The following is a 17,881-nucleotide window of genomic DNA, read 5'->3' as shown; positions in this document are numbered from 1 at the left end:
GACTGGTGCGCTCCCAATCCGCGAGCCACGCCCGCGCTCGCGGTCGTTTGCGCAGACCTCACGCGCACCGCCGGCCCCCGCGCAAGACTTCCCGGGAGGCGGCGGCTGCACGGAACGACCGTGCCCACCACCACGAGGACCCTCGGGGCCAAAATTGGCGCGCGGGCGCACTGTCACGGCCCGTCGCCCATGCGCTTCTCGACGGCCAAGATGGCCTGCTCCAGCGCCGCGTCCTTGCGCAGGCACGGGAAGCAGTCGTCTCGACTGCGCCGCCCACACCCGCTGCGAGCGTTCATGATCTTCAGGTAGGCGAGCGCCCGGCGGTCACCCACCTCGCCCGCTCGGGGCAAGAGCTTGTGCCTGTCGGCGCACGACTTGGCGTAGCGCAGCTTGGCGGCGACCTCGATGTTCGGCGGCGCGACCTTCAGGAAAGCCGGCGACTGCACGACCCACTTCTGCGCGCGCGTCCGCGTGGAAGCCTGCACCTTCTGGTCGACGGACAGGTCGTAGATGATGGCGGCTCCCGCTGCTCCCATCGGGCCTTCGAGGAGCGCGAGCGCCGCGCTCGCGCTGTCGCGCTGGCGCGCGGCGGCGCCGAGCAGGACGCTGGAGACGGGCTCCGCGCTCAGCTTGGCGTCGGCAGAGAGCGCTCGTCCCAAGCTGGCGACGGCGGAGGAGTGCTCGTTGCGGGCCGCGTGACTCTGCGCGAGCTCGAAAGCGACGCGCGCGTGCTCCGGGTGACGCTCGGCGAGCTTTTCGAGCGCCGAGTGCCCCTCTTGCTTGGCCGCTGCGAGCTCCGCGAGCACGGGATCGGGCCCCGGCGCGGGATCGGCGGGGAGCGCCGCACTCTGCGCCACCGGCCGAGCGGAGGGCCAACCCGACCACGCCGCGACGAGCCATGCGAGCCCGATTGGGATCGCGACCAGCAGCGCCGCGACGGCCAGGAGGGCACGCGCCGGCACGTTGCGCAACGGCTCACGGATGGCTTCGGGGAGCCGCGCCCGTCTCTCGTCGATGATGTCGCAAACCCCGGCAACCTCATCGGACGCGGTGGTCGCCGCGCGCTTCCAAGCCGAGGCTCTTGCGGGCGCGGACGGCGCGCTCCGAGCGGCCTCTCTGGCGCGCACCTCCGCCACGCGCTCGGCGACCTCCCGGGTGCGGCCCTCGTCCAGGAGCAGCGTGCCGCCCGGCCCCTGCGCTGGTGGCGCGGGCTCCGGCAGCGGAGCCGCCGGCGCCGCGACCGAGCCGTAGAGCTCGGCCGCAGTGCCGAGGATCGCCGTGGGAGCGCCGTCGGGCTCGGCAACGGCTGCCGGTCGCAGCAGCTCGTCGAAGGCCTGCTCGACCTCCTGGGCCGTCTGAAAGCGGGCGCTGACTTCCTTGGCGAGCAGTCGACGCACCACCTGCTCGACTCGCTCCGGGATCTCCAGTCCGGGCACGCGTTCCGAGAAGGGTGGCGCGACCTTGGAGAGCTGCTGGCCGAGGAGGCCAGCGTCACTCTCGGCGCTGAACGGGCGCACGCCGCTCAAGAGCTCGTACGTGATCACGCCGAGCGCGTACAGATCGGCACGATGGTCCACGCTGAGGCCGAGGGCCTGCTCCGGCGGCATGTACTCGGGAGTTCCGTGCACGACGCCGACTCTGGTGAGTGGAGCGGGGGCGCGTGCTCCGGGCGCGGCCCCTCCCGCCGCGCCGTCGGTGAGCTTGGCGAGGCCGAAGTCGAGCATCTTGACGAAGTCCGAATCCTCGCCCTGCGTGACGAGCATCACGTTCTCGGGCTTGAGGTCGCGGTGCACGATGCCGAGCGCGTGTGCAGCCGCGAGCGCGCTGGCAGTCTGCCGAGCGATGTGCAGCGCTCGCGGCACAGGCATGGCTCCGGCCGCGATCTCGTCGCGCAACGACCTGCCCTGCACGAGCTCGAGAACCAGAAACAGCGAGCCGTCGGGGAGCTTGCCGCAGTCGGTGGCAGCGGCGATGTTCGGGTGCTCGATGTTCGCGGTGGCCATCGCCTCCCGCTCGAAGCGCGCGACGACGTCCTTCGTGTCGCACAGCTCTGGGCGCAGCACCTTGACCGCCACGCGCTTCCTCATCAGCACGTGCTCGGCGGCGTACACCCTGCCCATGGCACCCTCGCCGAGCAGCTCGTCCAGGCGGTAGCGCTCGGCCAGCACGCTGCCGACGATCGAGTCCGCCGGACTGGTTTCGGGGGGGGCGCTCATCCGACGTGCCCGAGTATGCTGCGCACTCGGACGGATCTCCATCGATCGCGACCGCGCAGCTTCCGCCGGGCAAGTTCCAGCGCGCACCGGGGAGCGCCGGCATGCGACACTCGCTCCGTCGGACAAGCGCGACGACGCACTGGAGCGGGAGCTCGCTCGACTCCTCGCTCTGGAGCGCGATGCACCGCCGACGGCGACCGACGAGCTCGCCCGCCTGCTCGCGGACGAAGCGCCCTTCGTCGCGGCAGGAGCCGCAGAGACGAGCACCTGGGACTACCTTCGTGCCATCTTGCCGAGGCGATGCGCGCGGCCTTCGGTGGTCACACGCGCCCGACGTAGAGGGCGGCTCGCGGGCCCCACCGAGACCGGGTAGCATCGGGGCATGAAGCGCGCCGCCTGGGCCCTGCCCGTCTTGCTCTGGACCCACGCCGCCGCCGCGCTGTCGCAACCGGACGGCACGCCCATCCCGGTCGGGGGCAGCCTGCAAGGCCTGTTCACGGGCCGCGGGGAGGCCATCAACGCGCTGAACGACGCCGCGACGACCCCCGAGACCTTCACGCCGAGCTGCGGGCTGACCTTCGAGGTGCTCCAGCGCAACGCGGGCTACAAGAACTCCTTCGGTTGGTACAACGTGACCGGGCAGAAGCCGCCGCTCAGCGACCACCACGAGTTCCTGAGCTGCAACGACGGTGTCGGTACCGTCAAGACGCTCGACATCAAGAAGGACCCGGCCTACCTGGGCGGGACCATCGGCTTCTATCAAGCCACCGGCAGCTGCGCGACCGTCACCAACAACGCCGCCATCTTCTACAGCGAGAAGAAGTACAACCCGGACGGCAGCCAGGCGAACCCGTTCATTCACCTGCTGATCTACAACAGCACGGTGACCCCCAAGGCCTTCTACTTCGGGTGGGAGGACCTGCTCAGCGGCGGCGACAACGACTTCGACGATCTGACCACGTTCGTGACCGGCATCTCGTGCTCGGGCGGCGGAGGGAAGTGCCAGACCGGCAAACCCGGCGTCTGCGCGGACGGCACCAACCAGTGCCAGAGCGGGACGCTCACCTGCGTGCCGCTCGTCGAGCCCTCCGCCGAGAAGTGCGACGGCTTCGACAACGACTGCAACGGCTCGGTGGACGACGGAGACATCTGCCCCACCGGGCAGGTCTGCGACAACGGAGTGTGCGTGCCCAAGTGCGGCGGCGGCGAGTTCAACTGCCCCGTCAACAAGGCCTGCAAGCCCGACAAGGGTGTGTGCGTCGATCCCGCGTGCCTCACGGTGACGTGCCCCGAAGGCTCGAAGTGCGTCGGCGGGACCTGCCTGGATCCGTGCTCGGGCGCGAGCTGCCCGAAGGGCCAGGCCTGTATCGCGGGCAACTGCGTCGATCCTTGCCTCGCCATCACCTGCGACTCGAGCCAGGTCTGCACCGCCGGAGCTTGCATCGATCAGTGCCAGTGCGCGGGCTGCGCCACCGGCGAGCAGTGCGAGGCGAGCGGGCTCTGCACGCCCGCCGCCTGTGCAGGCAAGACCTGCCCAGCGGGCCAGTACTGCCAGAGCGACGGGACTTGCGCCGACGCCTGCGGCGGCGTGGTGTGCCCGGCGGGCCAGAGCTGCAGCCTGGGGCAGTGCGCGCCGAGCAGCGGCACCGGCGGCAGCGGCGGCGCGAGCGACGGCGGCGCCGGAAGCGGCGGGCTGGTGATCGGCAGCGGAGGCAGCTCCGCGAGCACTGGCGCAGGCGGCGGCGTTGGCGCCAACAAGGGTGGAGTCACCGAGTCCGGCGACGAGGGCGGCTGCGGCTGTCGCGCCGGCGCGGGCGGGCCTCGCCCCTGGCACGCGCTGCTCGGGTCGTTCGCGCTGCTGCTGCTCATGCGCCGGCGGAGAGCCAGCGAGCGCAAGCGCTGACGGCGGCGCGCAGAACGACGGGAATCGTCAGCGAGGCCGAGGTCTTGACGGACAGGGGCGCCTCCGCGGCGCGATTCAGCGCACCAGTCCGCGTCCTGCTCGTCGCAAACGCACGACCGAGCTTGCTCAGATGTCGCCGCTGCTCGGCACCTGACAACCCGCGCCTTGCTGGTAGTCGACCCCGCACGGACCGTTCTGTGTCACGCAGCACTTGACCGCGGGCGACGCTGGTGTCGGGCAAGTCTGGGGATTGCAGGTGCCCGCGCTGGTCCCTCCGCTCCCGCCGGCGCCGCCGCTCGTACCGGTTCCGCCGCTGCCCCCGCCCGAGCCGGTCTCCCCTCCGCTGCTCGCGGCGTCGACCTTCACATCCTTGCCGGCGTCACTCGGCGTGCTGAAGACGCCGTCCGATTCGTCGGCCGAAGCACACGAGGAGGTCGACACCACCGGCACCCCGGCGAACGCCGCGAGAACCATCGCCATGCGCTGGGTCTTCGACCGCTTCATGGTCCTCAGCGTACGGCCCTCCGCGCGCCGACGGGAGCGTCGAGTTCCGACAGGGACGTCGGAGTGCCGCCGTGTCGCGAGCGCGTCGCGGACATCGGGAATTCCCGACTGCGAGTCCTCCCCGCCCGCCCCCTGGCCAGTCTGGAGTGCGGACCGCCCTCGGAGATTGGGCCATCCCCGCGTGAGGGCGTATCGTGCTCTCGGGGCGCGGCTCCGCGTCCCGAGCCGGGAGCGCATCGATGGCCAAGGTCTGCGTGCAGTGCGACAAGAAGATCGGCATGTTCTCGAGCGCCATCGAGGGCGTGTACTGCTCGTACGAGTGCCGCGACCAGAGCCGCAAGGCCATCGCCGAGAACGAGCGCCGTTCGCAGGACCGCATCGTCGAGGCCGAGAAGGCGGCGCGCGACGCCGCCGCGGCTGCCGCGGCAGCGGAGGCGGCAGCTTCAGCAGCGGCCGCGCGCCTGCGCGCCTGTCCCAAGTGCGGCGCGGAGTGGCGCTTCGTCCACGACGGCGCGGGCGCGGGTTTGCACCGGGGTGAGTGCGGCAAGTGCGGGCTCGCCGCGACCTTCAAGGACATCGAGAAGTGTCCGACTTGCACCGGCATGTCGCTCTTGGTCGAAGCGACCGGCTCGCGCTGCCCGCGCTGCAAGTTCCGCCGAGCGTGAGGTGCCTCGTGCGCAGACTCTGCGCACGGCCTCCGCCGCCCTGAATTGGCGAGCTTCGCCTGCGGTGGTAGGCGGTCGGACATGAACGCGACGCGCTGGGTCGTCTTGGTCGTGGTTGGGCTCTTGGGGTGCAGCTCCGGCAGCTCCACGGGCGGCGGCGGGGGCAACTGCCCCGACTACTCCGGCAGCTGGACGCTGAGCGGGACCTGCCCGGACACCGCCTGCACCATCTCGCAGAGCGGGTGCAGCTTCTCGATGTCCTGCACGCCCAGCGGCGCGGCGTACCAGGGGTCCATCAGCGGCAGCTCCATCACGTTCGGTGACGGATCGGACTCGTGCAGCGGTAGCTTGGGCACCAAGACGGCGAGCGGCTCGTGCAACACGAGCCTGGGCTCGTGCCAGTGGAACGCGGCGTGTCAGAGCGGCGCCTGCGGAACGGTGGCCAGCGGTGGTGGTGGTGGCGGCGGGGGCAGCGGGGGCGGCTCGGGCATCGACTGCAACGCCAGCTGCCAGACCCTCACCAACTGCTGCACGGGCATGTCGATGAGCGACTGCCTGGAGGGCTGCAACAGCACGCCGAGCACGAGCTCCGCCTGCATCGCCTGCTTCCAGAACCCGAGCTGCGGCAGCCTCACCCCCTGCGTGATCGCCAACTGCGAGGTACCGAGCGAGCTCTGCCCGAACTGAGCCGGCGGAGGCGACGCTACGCCGCGGTCTTCCGCCTGCGTGCCGACCAGAGCCCGAGCAGCGCGAGCCCGAGCACTGCTCCGAGCGCGCCCCGCGCAGGCGAGGTGCGGCAGCCGCAGCCGCCGTCGTCGTCCCTCGCCGGAGCTTTGCCCGCCCCTCCCCCGGTCGAGCTCCCGCCGCTGCCGGGGACCCCGCCTCCGCCGGTCGAGTTGCCCGCGGCCCCGCCGGCCGCGCCGGTGCCGCTCCCGCCCGAACCGCCCGTGCCGGGCGTGCAGGTCGGCTCGGCGTCGGAGCCGGTCGGCAGGTTGTTGCGGTACGTCTTCCACATGTCGCCGACGAACGCGCTCGACGCGGAGCCGCCGCCCTGGACGTCGCCGCTCATCCAGCGATCGACGTAGTCGAAGTACGGATCGTGGGCCCAGAGCTTCTTCGAGTGCAGCATCAAGGTCGAGAGCATCTGCCCCACCCAGTAGCCGCTGGTGCAGCAGTTGCGGTAGTCCTCGCAGCCGTCCGAGAGCTTCGCCGGGTCGCGGCAGTCCTTCGCGCCCGAACCGGAGCAGCCGTTCTGGAAGTAAGTCTGGTTGGGCCCGCAGTCCCAGCCGAACAAGGCCTTTCCGTTCGCCCCCGCGTAGGTCTGGCCGTCCTCGCCGAAGTGGCTGTCGTCGTAGTCCAGGCCGACCTTCAGCAGATCGCAGTCCCCGAGCAAGCGCGCGGCGAACACGATGGGCCACTTGCGGCCGCTGTGGTGCCCGCCGTTCGCCGCCCAGTTGCCGCCGGACTTCAGCACGCCGTAGTTGTCGATGCCGTGCTGGATCATCGAGACGACGAGCTCGTCGCGCTCGGGAGTGTCGAGCAGGACGTAGAGCGCGGCGTCGCTGACGTAGGTCGAGACCTCTCGGCCGTAGCAGGCGTGGGCACCGGCGCCGTTGAACCAGTTGTCCTCCGCGCAGCTGTGCTGGATCTCCCAGGAGCTCAGGTGGTCCATGCGCGGGCGGTCCGCCATCTTCAGGAGCTCGGCGCCGTTCGGCTTCGAGCTCGGCGCGGGCAGCTTGGGCAGAAGCGACCAGTCGATCTGCTGGGTGTCGAGGTGCTGCTTGAACGTGCCCGCGTAGGCGGGTCGGAGCGCCGTCGCCGGCAGCGCCGCCCCCACCACGGTGAGGACGGCCTGGGACTGCAACGGCCCGACGTTCTTGGGGTCGATGCCCTCGGGCTTGCTCACGCTGGACACCAGCGACGAGTCGGCGGCGAGCGTCTTGGGAAACGACACCGCGTCCGTGGTGTCGTAGGCACCGCCGCGGGAGTCGTAGCCCTGTCGGCCGCCCATGGGATTCAGCGCCGAGCCGTGGCGCGTCCCCGTGGGCGCCGGCGAGACGGAGACCACGGTGACCGGACCCACTACCCAGTGATCGCCGCTGGCGAACTTGCCCGACTCGTAGGCCTTGTCGAACGTCCAGGTGACGCCGTACTGCGAGATCGACGTCACCGGCTCGGCGCGAGCCCCGGACGCGAGACCGAGCAAGGAGAGCGCAGCACCCAGCGCGACAGCCCGCTTCATCGCCTCATGATGCCAGAGACGCGGCGCCGTTGCGACGGGCTCGTCCTGCGCAGCGCCAGGAGCAGAGCGACCGCGACATGCGCCCACCACGCGCGCTCCGTCCCGCGCTTGTCCACGCGACAACCGCAGCCGGAGCTCGAGCTCGACGACGTTCCGAGCCCCGCTTCGGCCGAGGCGTCGGCGCCGCTCGACGCGCCGGTGCCGGTCGCGCCGCCGCTGCCGCCGCCGGGCGAGCCGCTGGCGCCGCCGGCGCTGCCACCCGCTCCGCCGCTTCCCGACCCGCCACCGGTGCCCGAGCTTCCCGCCGCGCCGCCGCTCCCCGCTGACCCGTCGCTGCCTGCGTCCGCGGGGCCGCAGCCGACGCAGCACACGCCGCTCACGCAATCGCCCGTGTCACACTGGCCGGACCCGGTGCAGCTGCACCCGGCGCCGCACGCCGAGCGCACGAAGATCCACGCCGTGTTCGAGCCGCCCGAGTTCTGGAGGTGCTGCGCGATCAGCGTGTTCCCATCCATGTCGAGCCGCGTGCCGAGCTGACCCTGGACCGGGACGGACAGCGCTTGTTCGTGGACCCACGCGCCCGCCTTGCGTGCGTAGGTCTCGACGCCACCGGTGTAGGCCCGGCCGACGGCGATCGAGTCGCCGCTCAGCGCGAGGGAGAGCAGGCCCGAGACGCCAGGCGCGTCGATCTCCGCCTCCGGGCTCCAGGTCGAGCCGCTCAGCGCGAAGGTCACCACCCAGGTGTCACCGCCCGTGCCGACCGCGATGCGACCGGCGTCGAGCTCGACCGGAATGCCGAAGCCGGCGCTGCTCTTGCTGCTCGGTGGCGTCAGCGTCGCTTCGAGCGCCCAGCTGGTGCCGGTTCGGGAGAAGACGTGCGCCGCACCGGGCGCGGCACCCACGACGATGCGGTCGCCGTCGATGTCGATGTACGTGCCCCAACGCTGAGACGTGCTCGGCGTCGGACTGGTGAGCACGCCTTGCTGCACCCAGCTGCCCCCGCTGCGGACGTAGACGTAGACCGAGCCAGCCTGCGCGAAGTTGCCGACCTTGACCTCCGGCGCAGCCACCACCAGCGTGTCGCCGGAGAGACCCACGCTCTTGCCGAAGCGAGCGCCGGCAACGGCCGGCGTCAGCGTCAACGTGCTCTCCGCTTGCCAGCTCGTTCCGTTCCAGGTCAGCGTTGCGACGGCGCCGGCCAGCGATGCCTCCTCCGGCGCGCCGAGCGCCGCGCGCGTGCCGTCAATCGCCAGCGCTTCGCCGATGCCTTTGAGCGACGGAGCCCCGAGGCTCTTCAGCGTCCAGGTCGCTCCGCTCCGGTGTAGCGAGCTCCAGAGCCAGAGCGCGACGTCCCCATCGATGGCCACGTCGGGCTGCACGTTCGCGAGGGTGGTGGCGAGCGGCTGAGACTGGATGCTCCACGTCCCCGCGCTGGCGGTGGCGGACAGGAGCAGCGTTGCGGACGTGAGGCAGGCGAATCGTCGCATGATTCCTCAAGATACCGAGCCGACCGCCTGCGAGCGACCCTGAAAGAAAATGAAAGTCGTCGCTGAGCACTCGGGTCAGCGCACGACGATGTCCTTCATCCAGGGCACCTCGGGCGGAGTCTGAGCCTGGATCTTCGCAGACCACTCCTCGTCGGTGAGGCGCTCGAAGTTCGACGTCAGGTGCTGGAAGTAGCTGGAGACCAGGCCGGCGTAGGCGCGGGGCCCGGTGCAGGTGTCCACCGTCACGACCATCAGTCGGGGCATTCCCGTGCCGACGTGGAGCACGTTGCCGACCATCGCCCCGCCGGGGTCGGTGGGCTGGGTGTGAACGTCCGCCACGATCGGATCGAGCTTCAGCCCTCGGCTCGCGTCGTAGAACAGCTTCTTGTACCAGCCGGACTCGAAGAACGGATCGCCGCAGCCTTCGTTGACCACTACCGCGTCGTTGATGAACGCCATCTGCTCCGCGGAGTGCGGCGCGCCGCTCCGCTGGTTCTCGGCCATCTTGCCCAGGGTCGCCGCCACGAAGGACAGGTTCTCGAAGTAGGCCTGGACGTGCGTCCCGAGCGAGGAGTACTGCCCGAAGTCGAGCCCGCCGATCAGGGTCGCGCCCTTGGTGGCGAAGGCGCCGAGCTTGGCGAAGAACTCCGGGTAGGGCTCGACGTAGGCGTCGGGGAACTCGCAGGAAGCGCCGCCGGTGTACGACTGCTTGGCGTAGAGGAATGGTGTCGTGCCGGAGCTCGGCCCACGACGCCAGCTCCGTGTTGAGCAGGCGACGTCCCCAGGCCTCCGTGCCGGTCACCGCTGGCAGGCCCACGGTCTTCGGGCTCTTCACATCGGCGCTCGGCCGGAGCGTGCGCAGCATGCCCAGCCACAGGTTGTACAGGTTGCCCTCCCAATACTCGGCGGGGTGGGCGTCGGCGAGCACGCGCATCGAGGCCAGATCCGGGGCGTACTTCCACTGCTCGAGCTCGGGGGCGAGGAGCAAGCCGGCCTGATCGTTGCCGAAGGCCGCGAAGGCCGCGTCGAGCGGATCCGGCAGCATGCGGAACTGCGTGCCCTTCTGCACCCGGTCGTAGACCACGTTGCTGAACACGTGGCTGTCGAGCACGTAGCGCTGGCCGAACAGCAGGAACGAGCTGCTCAGCGGCAGCGTGCCGCTGCCCAGGCCGTTGATCATGATGTGGCTGGAGATGCGCTGAGTTCCGTAACCTCCCTTGACGACCGCCTGGGCGATGGCCGCGTCCGTCGCCTGCGCGAGGTCCTTGGAGCTGCCCAGGCCGAGATCCGCGAGCAGCGCGTCGAGCTCCGGCACCACCATGCTGTCGTGCTCACCGACGAAGGCGCCGATGGTGTCGTCGACCCGCTTCCAGTCCGCGAGCGACTGCTCGGGCATCAGGGCCCGGAGCGCGTACGCACCCTCGAGCTGCCGGCGGTGGAAGACCTGGCTGCCGTCCTCCTGCGTCTCCAGGATGCGGAAGTCGATGCGCCCGAGCCACATCATGGCGCGGAAGTACTGCTCGAGCTCCGGGAGATCGGTGTAGTGCCCGCGCGGCTCGAACTGCGAGAAGTCCAGGTGCCGCTGGGCGTCGAACAGCACGACCTGTTCCTCACCCTGCGCGGCGACCGCCTTGTCGTAGAGCGTCTTGACCTCTGCCTTCGCGGCGCCAGCCACCGGATCGACGAGCTTGCCGCCGAGCAGGCTCAGCGCCACGGCGAGGTAGAGGTCGGCGTCCGCGCGCGCCTCCGCACCGAGGGCGCTGCCCGCGCCTTGCCCGAGCTCGGCGCGCATGTTCCCGAGCAAGCGCGTCAGCGTCGGGACCAGCGAGTACAGCTCCACCTGCATCAGGAGCGCGTCGTAGGACTGGTGAACCGCGTACAGGATGGAGTCCGCCGACACGTACACCGGCAGATCTTCCAGGTAGATGGTCTGGTAGCCGTAGACGAAGCTGGGGAAGCGCCGGTTCTCGCTGATCACGAAGCCGTGCTTGCCGAGCGCGCTCTGTTCCGCGCTGGGCAGGGCGAGCGCCGACTTCTGGATCAAGTCCAGGCCGGCGGCCGAGAGCGGCGAGTAGTCGAGGGACGCGCTGAAGGGCACGGCGTACTTCGCCGCGAAGCCCTGGGCGTCGAGGTTCGCGACCGCGGCCAGCTCCTGCTGGAGCTTCTCGAGCTCGGCGGCGTCCCCGGGCGAGAGCTGGGTGGTCACGGGCTTGCCCGGCGTGAGGGGCTGGCTGGGCTTGGGCCCGCCCGGGGCGTGGGGCGTGATCGAACCGCCCGACTCCTCGGGTGTGCCACCGCAACCGGCGAGCACCAGCGCCACTACCGTGATGAGCGAGCCTGCGTGGGCCAGGGTTTTCATGGGGGATCTCCGTTCGACGGGCGGATCACTGCCTGGGAGCGATTTGGCACAGTCGAGCTGTGCATCGGGCGTGCCAGCAGCCCGCGGCTTTCTGGGCCTCTTCCCGGCTTCTCCCCGATATTCGCGCCGTGTCTCCCGGCGCTCGGCTCGCCTTCGTCTCGACGCTCGCGCTCGTCGCGTGCCGGCGTGCGCCGTCGCCGCCGATCCCGGCGACCCAGCCCGCCCCTCCCGAGGCGCCGGCTAGCGAGGCCGCTCCCAGCGACGAGGCCGCCCCCGCCAGCGCTTCGGTGAGCGAGCCGCCGCCGCGCATCGGCGCGCTGTCGTCGCGGGTGTTCGTGCGCCAGAGCCCGCGCCCGACGAGCCCGGAGATCGGCGTGCTCCACGTCGGCGCGGTCGTGCCGCTTCGCGACGCCAAACCCGCGGGCACCGAAGGTTGCGTCCGGGGTTGGTACGGCGTCGAGCCGGAGGGCTACGTCTGTCTCGATCCGAGCACGACCCTCGACGTGGAGTCGCACCCGCTGCTCGCCGCCAAGCGCGCTCACCACGGCAAGTTCGACAGCGCCACGCCCTTCCGCTGGAGCACCTCCCGCGAGGGCTTGCTCTACCGCAAGCTGCCGACGGCCGCCGAGCAGCGCCAGACCGAGTTCGAGCTCGACGCGCACCTCGCGCGCTTGGAGAAGCTGCGCAGCGCCAAGGCCGAAGGCCGTGATCCGGGTCGCGTCCCCGCCGCGCTGCGCGACGTCGAGCTCGCGGCAGCCAAGGGCGAGCCGCCGCCCATCCTCGCTTCGGGAGCGCTCTCGCCCTGGTCCCTGGCGAGCGCGCCCCAGGAGACTCGCCCCTTCGCCAAGTGGATCCCAGCCCGCTCCGCCATCGCCTGGACCGACGAGTTCGTGGCCGACGGCCGGAGCTGGGTCTTGACCGACGACCTCTTGGTCGCGCCGAAGGACAAGCTGGTCCCGCTCGAGCCCTCGAGCTACGCCGGCGTGCTCGTCGACGGCGAGCGCGTGCGTCTGCCCCTGGCCTTCGTGCGCCACGACGCGAAGCCGAAGTACCGCGTGGCCGCCACCGCCTCGGATCTGACGCCCGTGAGCTTCGAGGACGAGCTCAGCGTCGAGGAGCCCAACCCGGACGACCCCGATCCGCTCGCGGGCTTCCGCGAGGACACCTCGCCCGGCGCGGTGCTCGAGACCAAGGACGCCTGGCCACGCCTGGCCGCGGTGGGCCTGACCGGCCGCTACCGGAAGGAGCGCCGCACGCGCTACCTCGAGACCAGCGACGGCTACTGGATGCGTGAGAAAGACGCCACCCTGGTCGAGGAGCGCCCACCCCGCGGCTTCGCCCTCGCGAACGGCGAGAAGTGGATCGACATCAGCATCTTCAAGGGCACGCTGGTGGCCTACGAAGGCGAGCGCGCCATCTTCGCCACGCTGATCTCCCCCGGCGCCAACGGCTACAAGCGCGAAGAAGGCGCCCGCGCGAAGTTCACCACGCCCACCGGCACCTTCCGCATCGAGTGGAAGCACCGCTCCACGACCATGACGCCGGACCCCGAGCGCAAGAGCTACTACCTCTCCGAGGTCCCCTTCACGCAGTTCTTCCACATGCCCTTCGCCTTGCACGCGGCCTACTGGCACGATCGCTTCGGCGAGCCGAAGAGCGGCGGCTGCGTGAACCTCTCCCCGCGCGACGCCCGCTGGCTCTTCGAGTGGACCGACCCGGTGGTGCCGGAGACCTGGCACGGCGTGCGCTCGGGGGATGCGCGCGGCGCGGGGACGTGGGTCAGGGTGCGCTGAGTCGCGCGGCAGAGGCCCGCGGGCAGTGGCGACTGCCCTTTGGCATACTCGGCGGATGGGGAGGCGCGCGTTTGTCGTCATCGGCGCGACGGCCGCCTGCATCGTGATTGGCCTGGTCCTTCTCTACCGCCAGCACGCCGGCTCTCGGGGCCGGAGTCGCGTGGCTCTCCTGAGCGCTCAGTCGATTCAGCTCGCAAGGCGTGGCCTCCCCAGTGGCAGGTACCGCGTGTACTGCGGAGACATGACCTGTGTTCTGCAGTCCCACGTGTGTTGCGACACCCCAGGAGGAATGAGTTTCAGCGCGGAGCCAGGCACGGTCGATTGTGTGCCACGGGATCGAGCGTGCCGGCGTGGATCTCATCGCATCGAATGTGACGAGCCAGCCGACTGTCCAGCTTCTCACAAGTGTTGTAGCGGGCGGGGAGTCACGGCCTGCATGCTTGGCGAGTGCGAGGTCGGGCAACGGCAGTTCTGCGACGACGATTCGGAGTGCCCGTCCAAGGTTTGCAGGAGCGGAATGTGCCGAGCTCGAGGTCGGCTCAAGATCCCGAGAGCGCCCTTGCCGTCGACCGAATAGAGCCATCACCGAGGATTGGAGGGCCGAGCGACGCGAGCGGAGGGGGGACGACTCCCGCGCGCGACGGCGTCCCTGATCTCCACGCGACCGGTGTACTCTGCCGTATGTGCCTCGCACCGGACCGAACCTCGCACTGACGGCGGTGCTCATCGTCTCGTGCGGCGCGCGAAGCGAAATGAGCGACGTCGGTCCGCGACCAGCGACGAGCGGCGCAGGAGGGGCCGCGTGCTGCGCGGATGACGCCTCGGTCGCAGGCAGTGGGGGAAGTGGCTCGGTGCTTCCGGTACCAGATGCCGGCGCCGACACCACGCTGGATGGCGCAGCAGGAAGTATTGGAACCGACGCCTCCGACGGCGCGCCTGCGCCGGCGCTGATGCTGGTGGAGCCGGTTGTTCTGCTTCAGACACCGCTTGGATTCGTCGACTCGATGCCAGAGCTGGTGCTCGCCTCCGTCGACGGCCATCGCATCGCTCTGGTGCTGAGGCGGCAGGCCGCGGCCGGAAACTCCGCACCGCATCAAATCAGGCACATGGGTCTCGAACCGTGGAGCAACTGGCCGCCGAGTGGCGCCGCGCTGCAGTCGCACCTCACCCTCACGGATGCGGCTCTGTCTGGCCACCACGCCGTCGGACCGGCACCCGGCGACCACTTCAGCGTGCTTGCTTCGAAAAGTGGCAGCTCGTGGCTCGCGCGCAGCGTCTCGCCGGATGCAGATTACGTCGGGACGCTCTCGGAGATTGCCGGCGAAGCGCGTTTTGTTTCGCTCGGACCGTCAGCTCAGCTCGTTGGGACGCAAGGGTCCAGTAGCGCGAGCGCGCGCTTGACCTTGTTCCCCACAACGGGCCCTTCGCAGGCTGTCGAGATCGGGTGTGGTCCGGGCGGCACGTCCACGCGAGCCGTCGCCGCAGGCACCGAGTGGTTGGTCGCAACGCCGGGCTACCACGTTGCCGTTCCAGGAGGGTGCACGACTGAAGCCACCCCGCACGTCGGGTTCTTTCGGGTCTCCGCGGCACCGATGCTCCTCGCGGAAGTCCCGAAGTACCTGAGCATCCTGCTCAGTGCGCCCCCACATTTCGAGATGGCTCCACACCCCGAGGGCCAATGGGTTGTGTTCAGCGGCGGCGGCTATCCCAGGATTCATAGGAGGATTCCCCCAAGTTCGGGGCTGGACTGCCAGTCCCTGGTGCAGCCCGGTTCCTGGCAGGGGGAGCTCGACGCGGACGCCGTGGGAGGACGGGCAGTCGCCGTAGTTTGGACCGATCTCGGTGCGAAGCTGCCCCGCGTGAACATCGACTTGACGGATGAATGGTGCATCCCACTCGGATCGAAGAGCCTCGAGCGCCCGGTAACGGGCAAGCCGAGCGTCGTCTCATCGCCGTCGGGAACTGGTCTGCTCGTGGCGTGGGCAGAGGATGGGCCGAACCCAGGAATCGCGCTGGCGCGGTTCGACTATCACCCGACCCAGTCGCCCTAGTGCCAGGTGTCCGTGAAGGACGCGCCGCGGGCAGCAAAAAAGACGCGCCAGACTCGCGGCGACGCGTCCCCTCCGCCCGCGTGCGCGCGAGCATCGGCAAGACGTGGGTGGTCTTGGCACTCCGCCACCGCTCGCGCGCACCGGGCTTGGAGGGGACCGCGGAGCGAAGCGACGCGAGGGGAGGCAGGACAACACATGCCCTTCGCCTTGCACGCGGCCTACTGGCACGATCGCTTCGGCGAGCCGAAGAGCGGCGGCTGCGTGAACCTCTCCCCGCGCGACGCCCGCTGGCTCTTCGAGTGGACCGACCCGGTGGTGCCGGAGACCTGGCACGGCGTGCGCTCGGGGGATGCGCGCGGCGCGGGGACGTGGGTCAGGGTGCGCTGAGTCGCGCGGCAGAGGCCCGCGGGCAGTGGCGACTGCCCTTTGGCATACTCGGCGGATGGGCAGGCGCGCGTTTGTCGTCATCGGCGCGACGGCCGCCTGCATCGTGATTGGCCTGGTCCTTCTCTACCGCCAGCACGCTGACTCCGGGGGTCGGGGTCGCGTGGCTCTCCTGAGCGCTCAGTCGATTCAGCTCGCAAGGCGTGGCCTCCCCAGTGGCAGGTACCGCGTGTACTGCGGAGACAGGACCTGTGTTCTGCAATCCGAAGTGTGTTGCGACACCCCGGGAAGAATGAGTCCGGGTGCGGAGGAGCCAGGCACGATCGATTGTGTGCCACGGGAGCAGGCGTGCCCGCGCAGGTCTCATCGCCTCGAATGTGACGAGCCAGCCGACTGTCCGGCGACTCACAAGTGTTGTGGATTGTCGCAGTACTGCCATTGCCCGACCTCGCACTCGCCCTGGACGCAGGCCGTGATTCCCCGTCGTACGTTGGACAAAGACTTCGGGGAGCTCGCGGTCGCTCTGCAACGGCCTCACGCTGGCATCGTCCGCCTCGTCGGGATTCGTACTCGCAGACTTCCTCTGTCACTTCGAGGGGCGCAGACAGGGCGGCTGACATCGAGACGGCTGACCTTCGGGGTCGCCCTCGCGTGCCAGGCTCGAAACGACGCGTCCCCTCCGCCCGTGCGCGCGAGCATCGGCCCGGGCCCAGGCCGCGCGGCGCGCGAGCCGGTAGTCCGTGCTGACATGCGAGCAGGCAGACGGGGACCTACACACGGAGCTGCGCGACACTCATTGACGCACGTCAACGTCGCTTGGCATCCGCACGAGCGTCTACGTGTCGGTGTTGTAGCCCGTGCAGACGCCGATGCCGCCCACGATGAGGCATGGGCCGCAACCGTCACCGCAGTCCTTGTCTTTGCCACAGCTGAGGATGGTGCAGACGAGCACGTCGCCAGGAGAGCTCGGCGGGCGACAGCATGGCTGGAGGCGTCCTCCTGATGGCCGTCGGGGGTGGCCTGGCCGTCGGCGGTGGCATCTTGCTCTTGGTGTCGCCGATCAGAGCCGCGACCGGGCCGAGCGGTGCGCGCGGCACGGCGACCTGGAGCTTCTGAGCCCTCGAGCGCGCGACCACGCCCTGCGCTGAGTCGGGACGCGCTAGTGGAGTGGCAGGCGAATGGGCGAGTCGAGCCCACTTGAGCGCTGCTTCAGTTCCCTGGGCAACTCGAGCCGACCACGCACGACGGAGCGCCTCCGACCATGCAGCAGGTGCTCGCGCTGCCGGTCGAGGTCGGACACGACGCGCAGGGACAGCTGTTGCACGGCGTCGCAGGCTCGTAGTGGGTGCACTTGCCATCGACGCAGATCTGGTCCGCGAGGCAAGCCGTCCCGCAGTTGCCGCAGTCGAGCGGGCTCTTGCCCGTATCGACACAAGCGATGCCCGACCCTTTGCTGCAGCTCTGCTTGCCGCCGTCGCAGCTGCTCCCTCCGCTGCAGCTCCCGTTGTCGCAACTCTCGCCCGAGGCGCAGGGCTTTCCGCAGCCTCCACAGGCGCTCGGGTCGGAGCTCGTGTCCACGCAAGCGCCGGCGCACAGGCTGAGCCCGGGGCGGCACACGCACTTGCCCCCCGTACAGGTCTGAGCGGAGCCGCACTTCACCCCACACGCGCCGCAGTTCGAAGGGTCGAGGGCGGTGTCGATGCACTCCGAGCCGCAGCGCGCCATTTCGCCGAGGCAGCCGCATTTGCCGCTCGTGCAAGTGGAGAAGGCGGCGCCACAATCGCCAGCCACGAGGCAGGCGACACAGGTCTTGCTGCTCGGGTCGCAGAACGCCTTCGGTTTCGAGCACTGCGAGGCGTTTTCGCAGCCCACGACGCAGGTCTTCGTCGTCTGGTTGCAGTTGCCGCTCGGGCAGTCGCCGGGCTCGACGCAACCCACGCAGCTGTGCGTCGCCGGATCGCAGAAGGGCGCGCCGGGATCGGAGCAGTTGCCGTGGCCCAGGCACTTCACGCAGGTCTGAGCGGACTTGTCACAATAGGGGTTGGGAGGAGCGCAGCTTCCGTCGTCGACGCAGCTGGTGGGCGCTCCACCACTCCCGGCGCCGCTGGCGCCACCTGCCGGAGTCCCGCCGCCACCGCCTGCGCCCGCGGCGCCACCTGCGCCGGACGAGGAGAACGACGAGCCACTACAGGCCGCCAGGAGCAGGGCCAGCCCAGCGAACGAGACGACGCGGTGCATGAGCGCTGGAGTACGAGTACCCGCACTCTCGGCCCGGCA

Annotated in this window: 10 protein-coding genes and 2 pseudogenes; 6 read left to right on the top strand and 6 right to left on the bottom strand. The window is 70.2% G+C overall.

Annotation, left to right across the window (positions count from 1 at the left end):
• Window positions 1-173: 173 nt before the first annotated feature.
• Complete coding sequence (locus tag HS104_35535; protein MBE7485266.1) at window positions 174-2,216, bottom strand: serine/threonine protein kinase; 2,043 nt, start codon at window positions 2,214-2,216, stop codon at window positions 174-176.
• Window positions 2,217-2,598: 382 nt separating this feature from the next.
• Between HS104_35535 and HS104_35530 the strand changes: the two genes are divergently transcribed.
• Entirely contained in the window at window positions 2,599-4,119 is a 1,521-nt protein-coding gene (locus HS104_35530) for a DUF4114 domain-containing protein (protein ID MBE7485265.1), read from the top strand.
• A gap of 126 nt (window positions 4,120-4,245) precedes the next feature.
• Here HS104_35530 and HS104_35525 read toward each other — a convergent pair whose 3' ends face one another.
• Window positions 4,246-4,623: a hypothetical protein gene (locus HS104_35525; GenBank protein MBE7485264.1), complete on the bottom strand. Its 378-nt coding sequence runs from the start codon at window positions 4,621-4,623 to the stop codon at window positions 4,246-4,248.
• A gap of 383 nt (window positions 4,624-5,006) precedes the next feature.
• Between HS104_35525 and HS104_35520 the strand changes: the two are divergent.
• A pseudogene (locus HS104_35520) lies at window positions 5,007-5,081 on the top strand (50S ribosomal protein L19).
• 288 nt (window positions 5,082-5,369) lie between these two features.
• Window positions 5,370-5,975, top strand: coding sequence for a hypothetical protein (locus HS104_35515; GenBank protein MBE7485263.1), 606 nt, complete (start codon window positions 5,370-5,372; stop codon window positions 5,973-5,975).
• Window positions 5,976-5,991: 16 nt separating this feature from the next.
• Here the strand turns inward: HS104_35515 and HS104_35510 are convergent, their stop codons facing one another.
• The 3 genes and pseudogenes from HS104_35510 to HS104_35500 form a co-directional block, all read right to left on the bottom strand.
• Window positions 5,992-7,530: a hypothetical protein gene (locus tag HS104_35510; GenBank protein ID MBE7485262.1), complete on the bottom strand. Its 1,539-nt coding sequence runs from the start codon at window positions 7,528-7,530 to the stop codon at window positions 5,992-5,994.
• Window positions 7,527-9,017 carry a hypothetical protein gene (locus tag HS104_35505; protein MBE7485261.1) on the bottom strand — a complete coding sequence of 497 codons (1,491 nt, stop codon included), beginning with the start codon at window positions 9,015-9,017 and terminating at the stop codon, window positions 7,527-7,529. Before HS104_35505 ends, HS104_35510 begins: the two co-directional genes overlap by 4 nt.
• Before the next feature lie 75 nt (window positions 9,018-9,092).
• Window positions 9,093-11,376 (bottom strand): annotated as a pseudogene (locus tag HS104_35500) (DUF3160 domain-containing protein).
• A gap of 128 nt (window positions 11,377-11,504) precedes the next feature.
• Here HS104_35500 and HS104_35495 point away from each other — a divergent pair.
• The 3 genes from HS104_35495 (at window position 11,505) to HS104_35485 (ending at window position 15,607) form a co-directional block, all read left to right on the top strand.
• Window positions 11,505-13,169, top strand: a complete 1,665-nt coding sequence (locus tag HS104_35495) for a L,D-transpeptidase family protein (GenBank protein ID MBE7485260.1) — start codon at window positions 11,505-11,507, stop codon at window positions 13,167-13,169.
• A gap of 851 nt (window positions 13,170-14,020) precedes the next feature.
• Window positions 14,021-15,220, top strand: a complete 1,200-nt coding sequence (locus HS104_35490) for a hypothetical protein (GenBank protein MBE7485259.1) — start codon at window positions 14,021-14,023, stop codon at window positions 15,218-15,220.
• Between the two features lie 195 nt (window positions 15,221-15,415).
• On the top strand, window positions 15,416-15,607 hold the full coding sequence (locus tag HS104_35485) for a L,D-transpeptidase (GenBank protein ID MBE7485258.1): 192 nt from the start codon (window positions 15,416-15,418) through the stop codon (window positions 15,605-15,607).
• A gap of 1,206 nt (window positions 15,608-16,813) precedes the next feature.
• Here the strand turns inward: HS104_35485 and HS104_35480 are convergent.
• A complete protein-coding gene (locus HS104_35480; GenBank protein MBE7485257.1) occupies window positions 16,814-17,842 on the bottom strand; it encodes a hypothetical protein in 1,029 nt (342 codons plus the stop codon).
• Window positions 17,843-17,881 lie beyond the last annotated feature (39 nt).

It is taken from the genome of Polyangiaceae bacterium (assembly GCA_015075635.1).
Taxonomy (GTDB): Bacteria; Myxococcota_A; Polyangia; order Polyangiales; family Polyangiaceae; genus JADJKB01.
The sequence above is the reverse complement of the archived record's forward strand: the minus strand, read 5'-3'. Positions and strand labels throughout refer to the sequence as shown.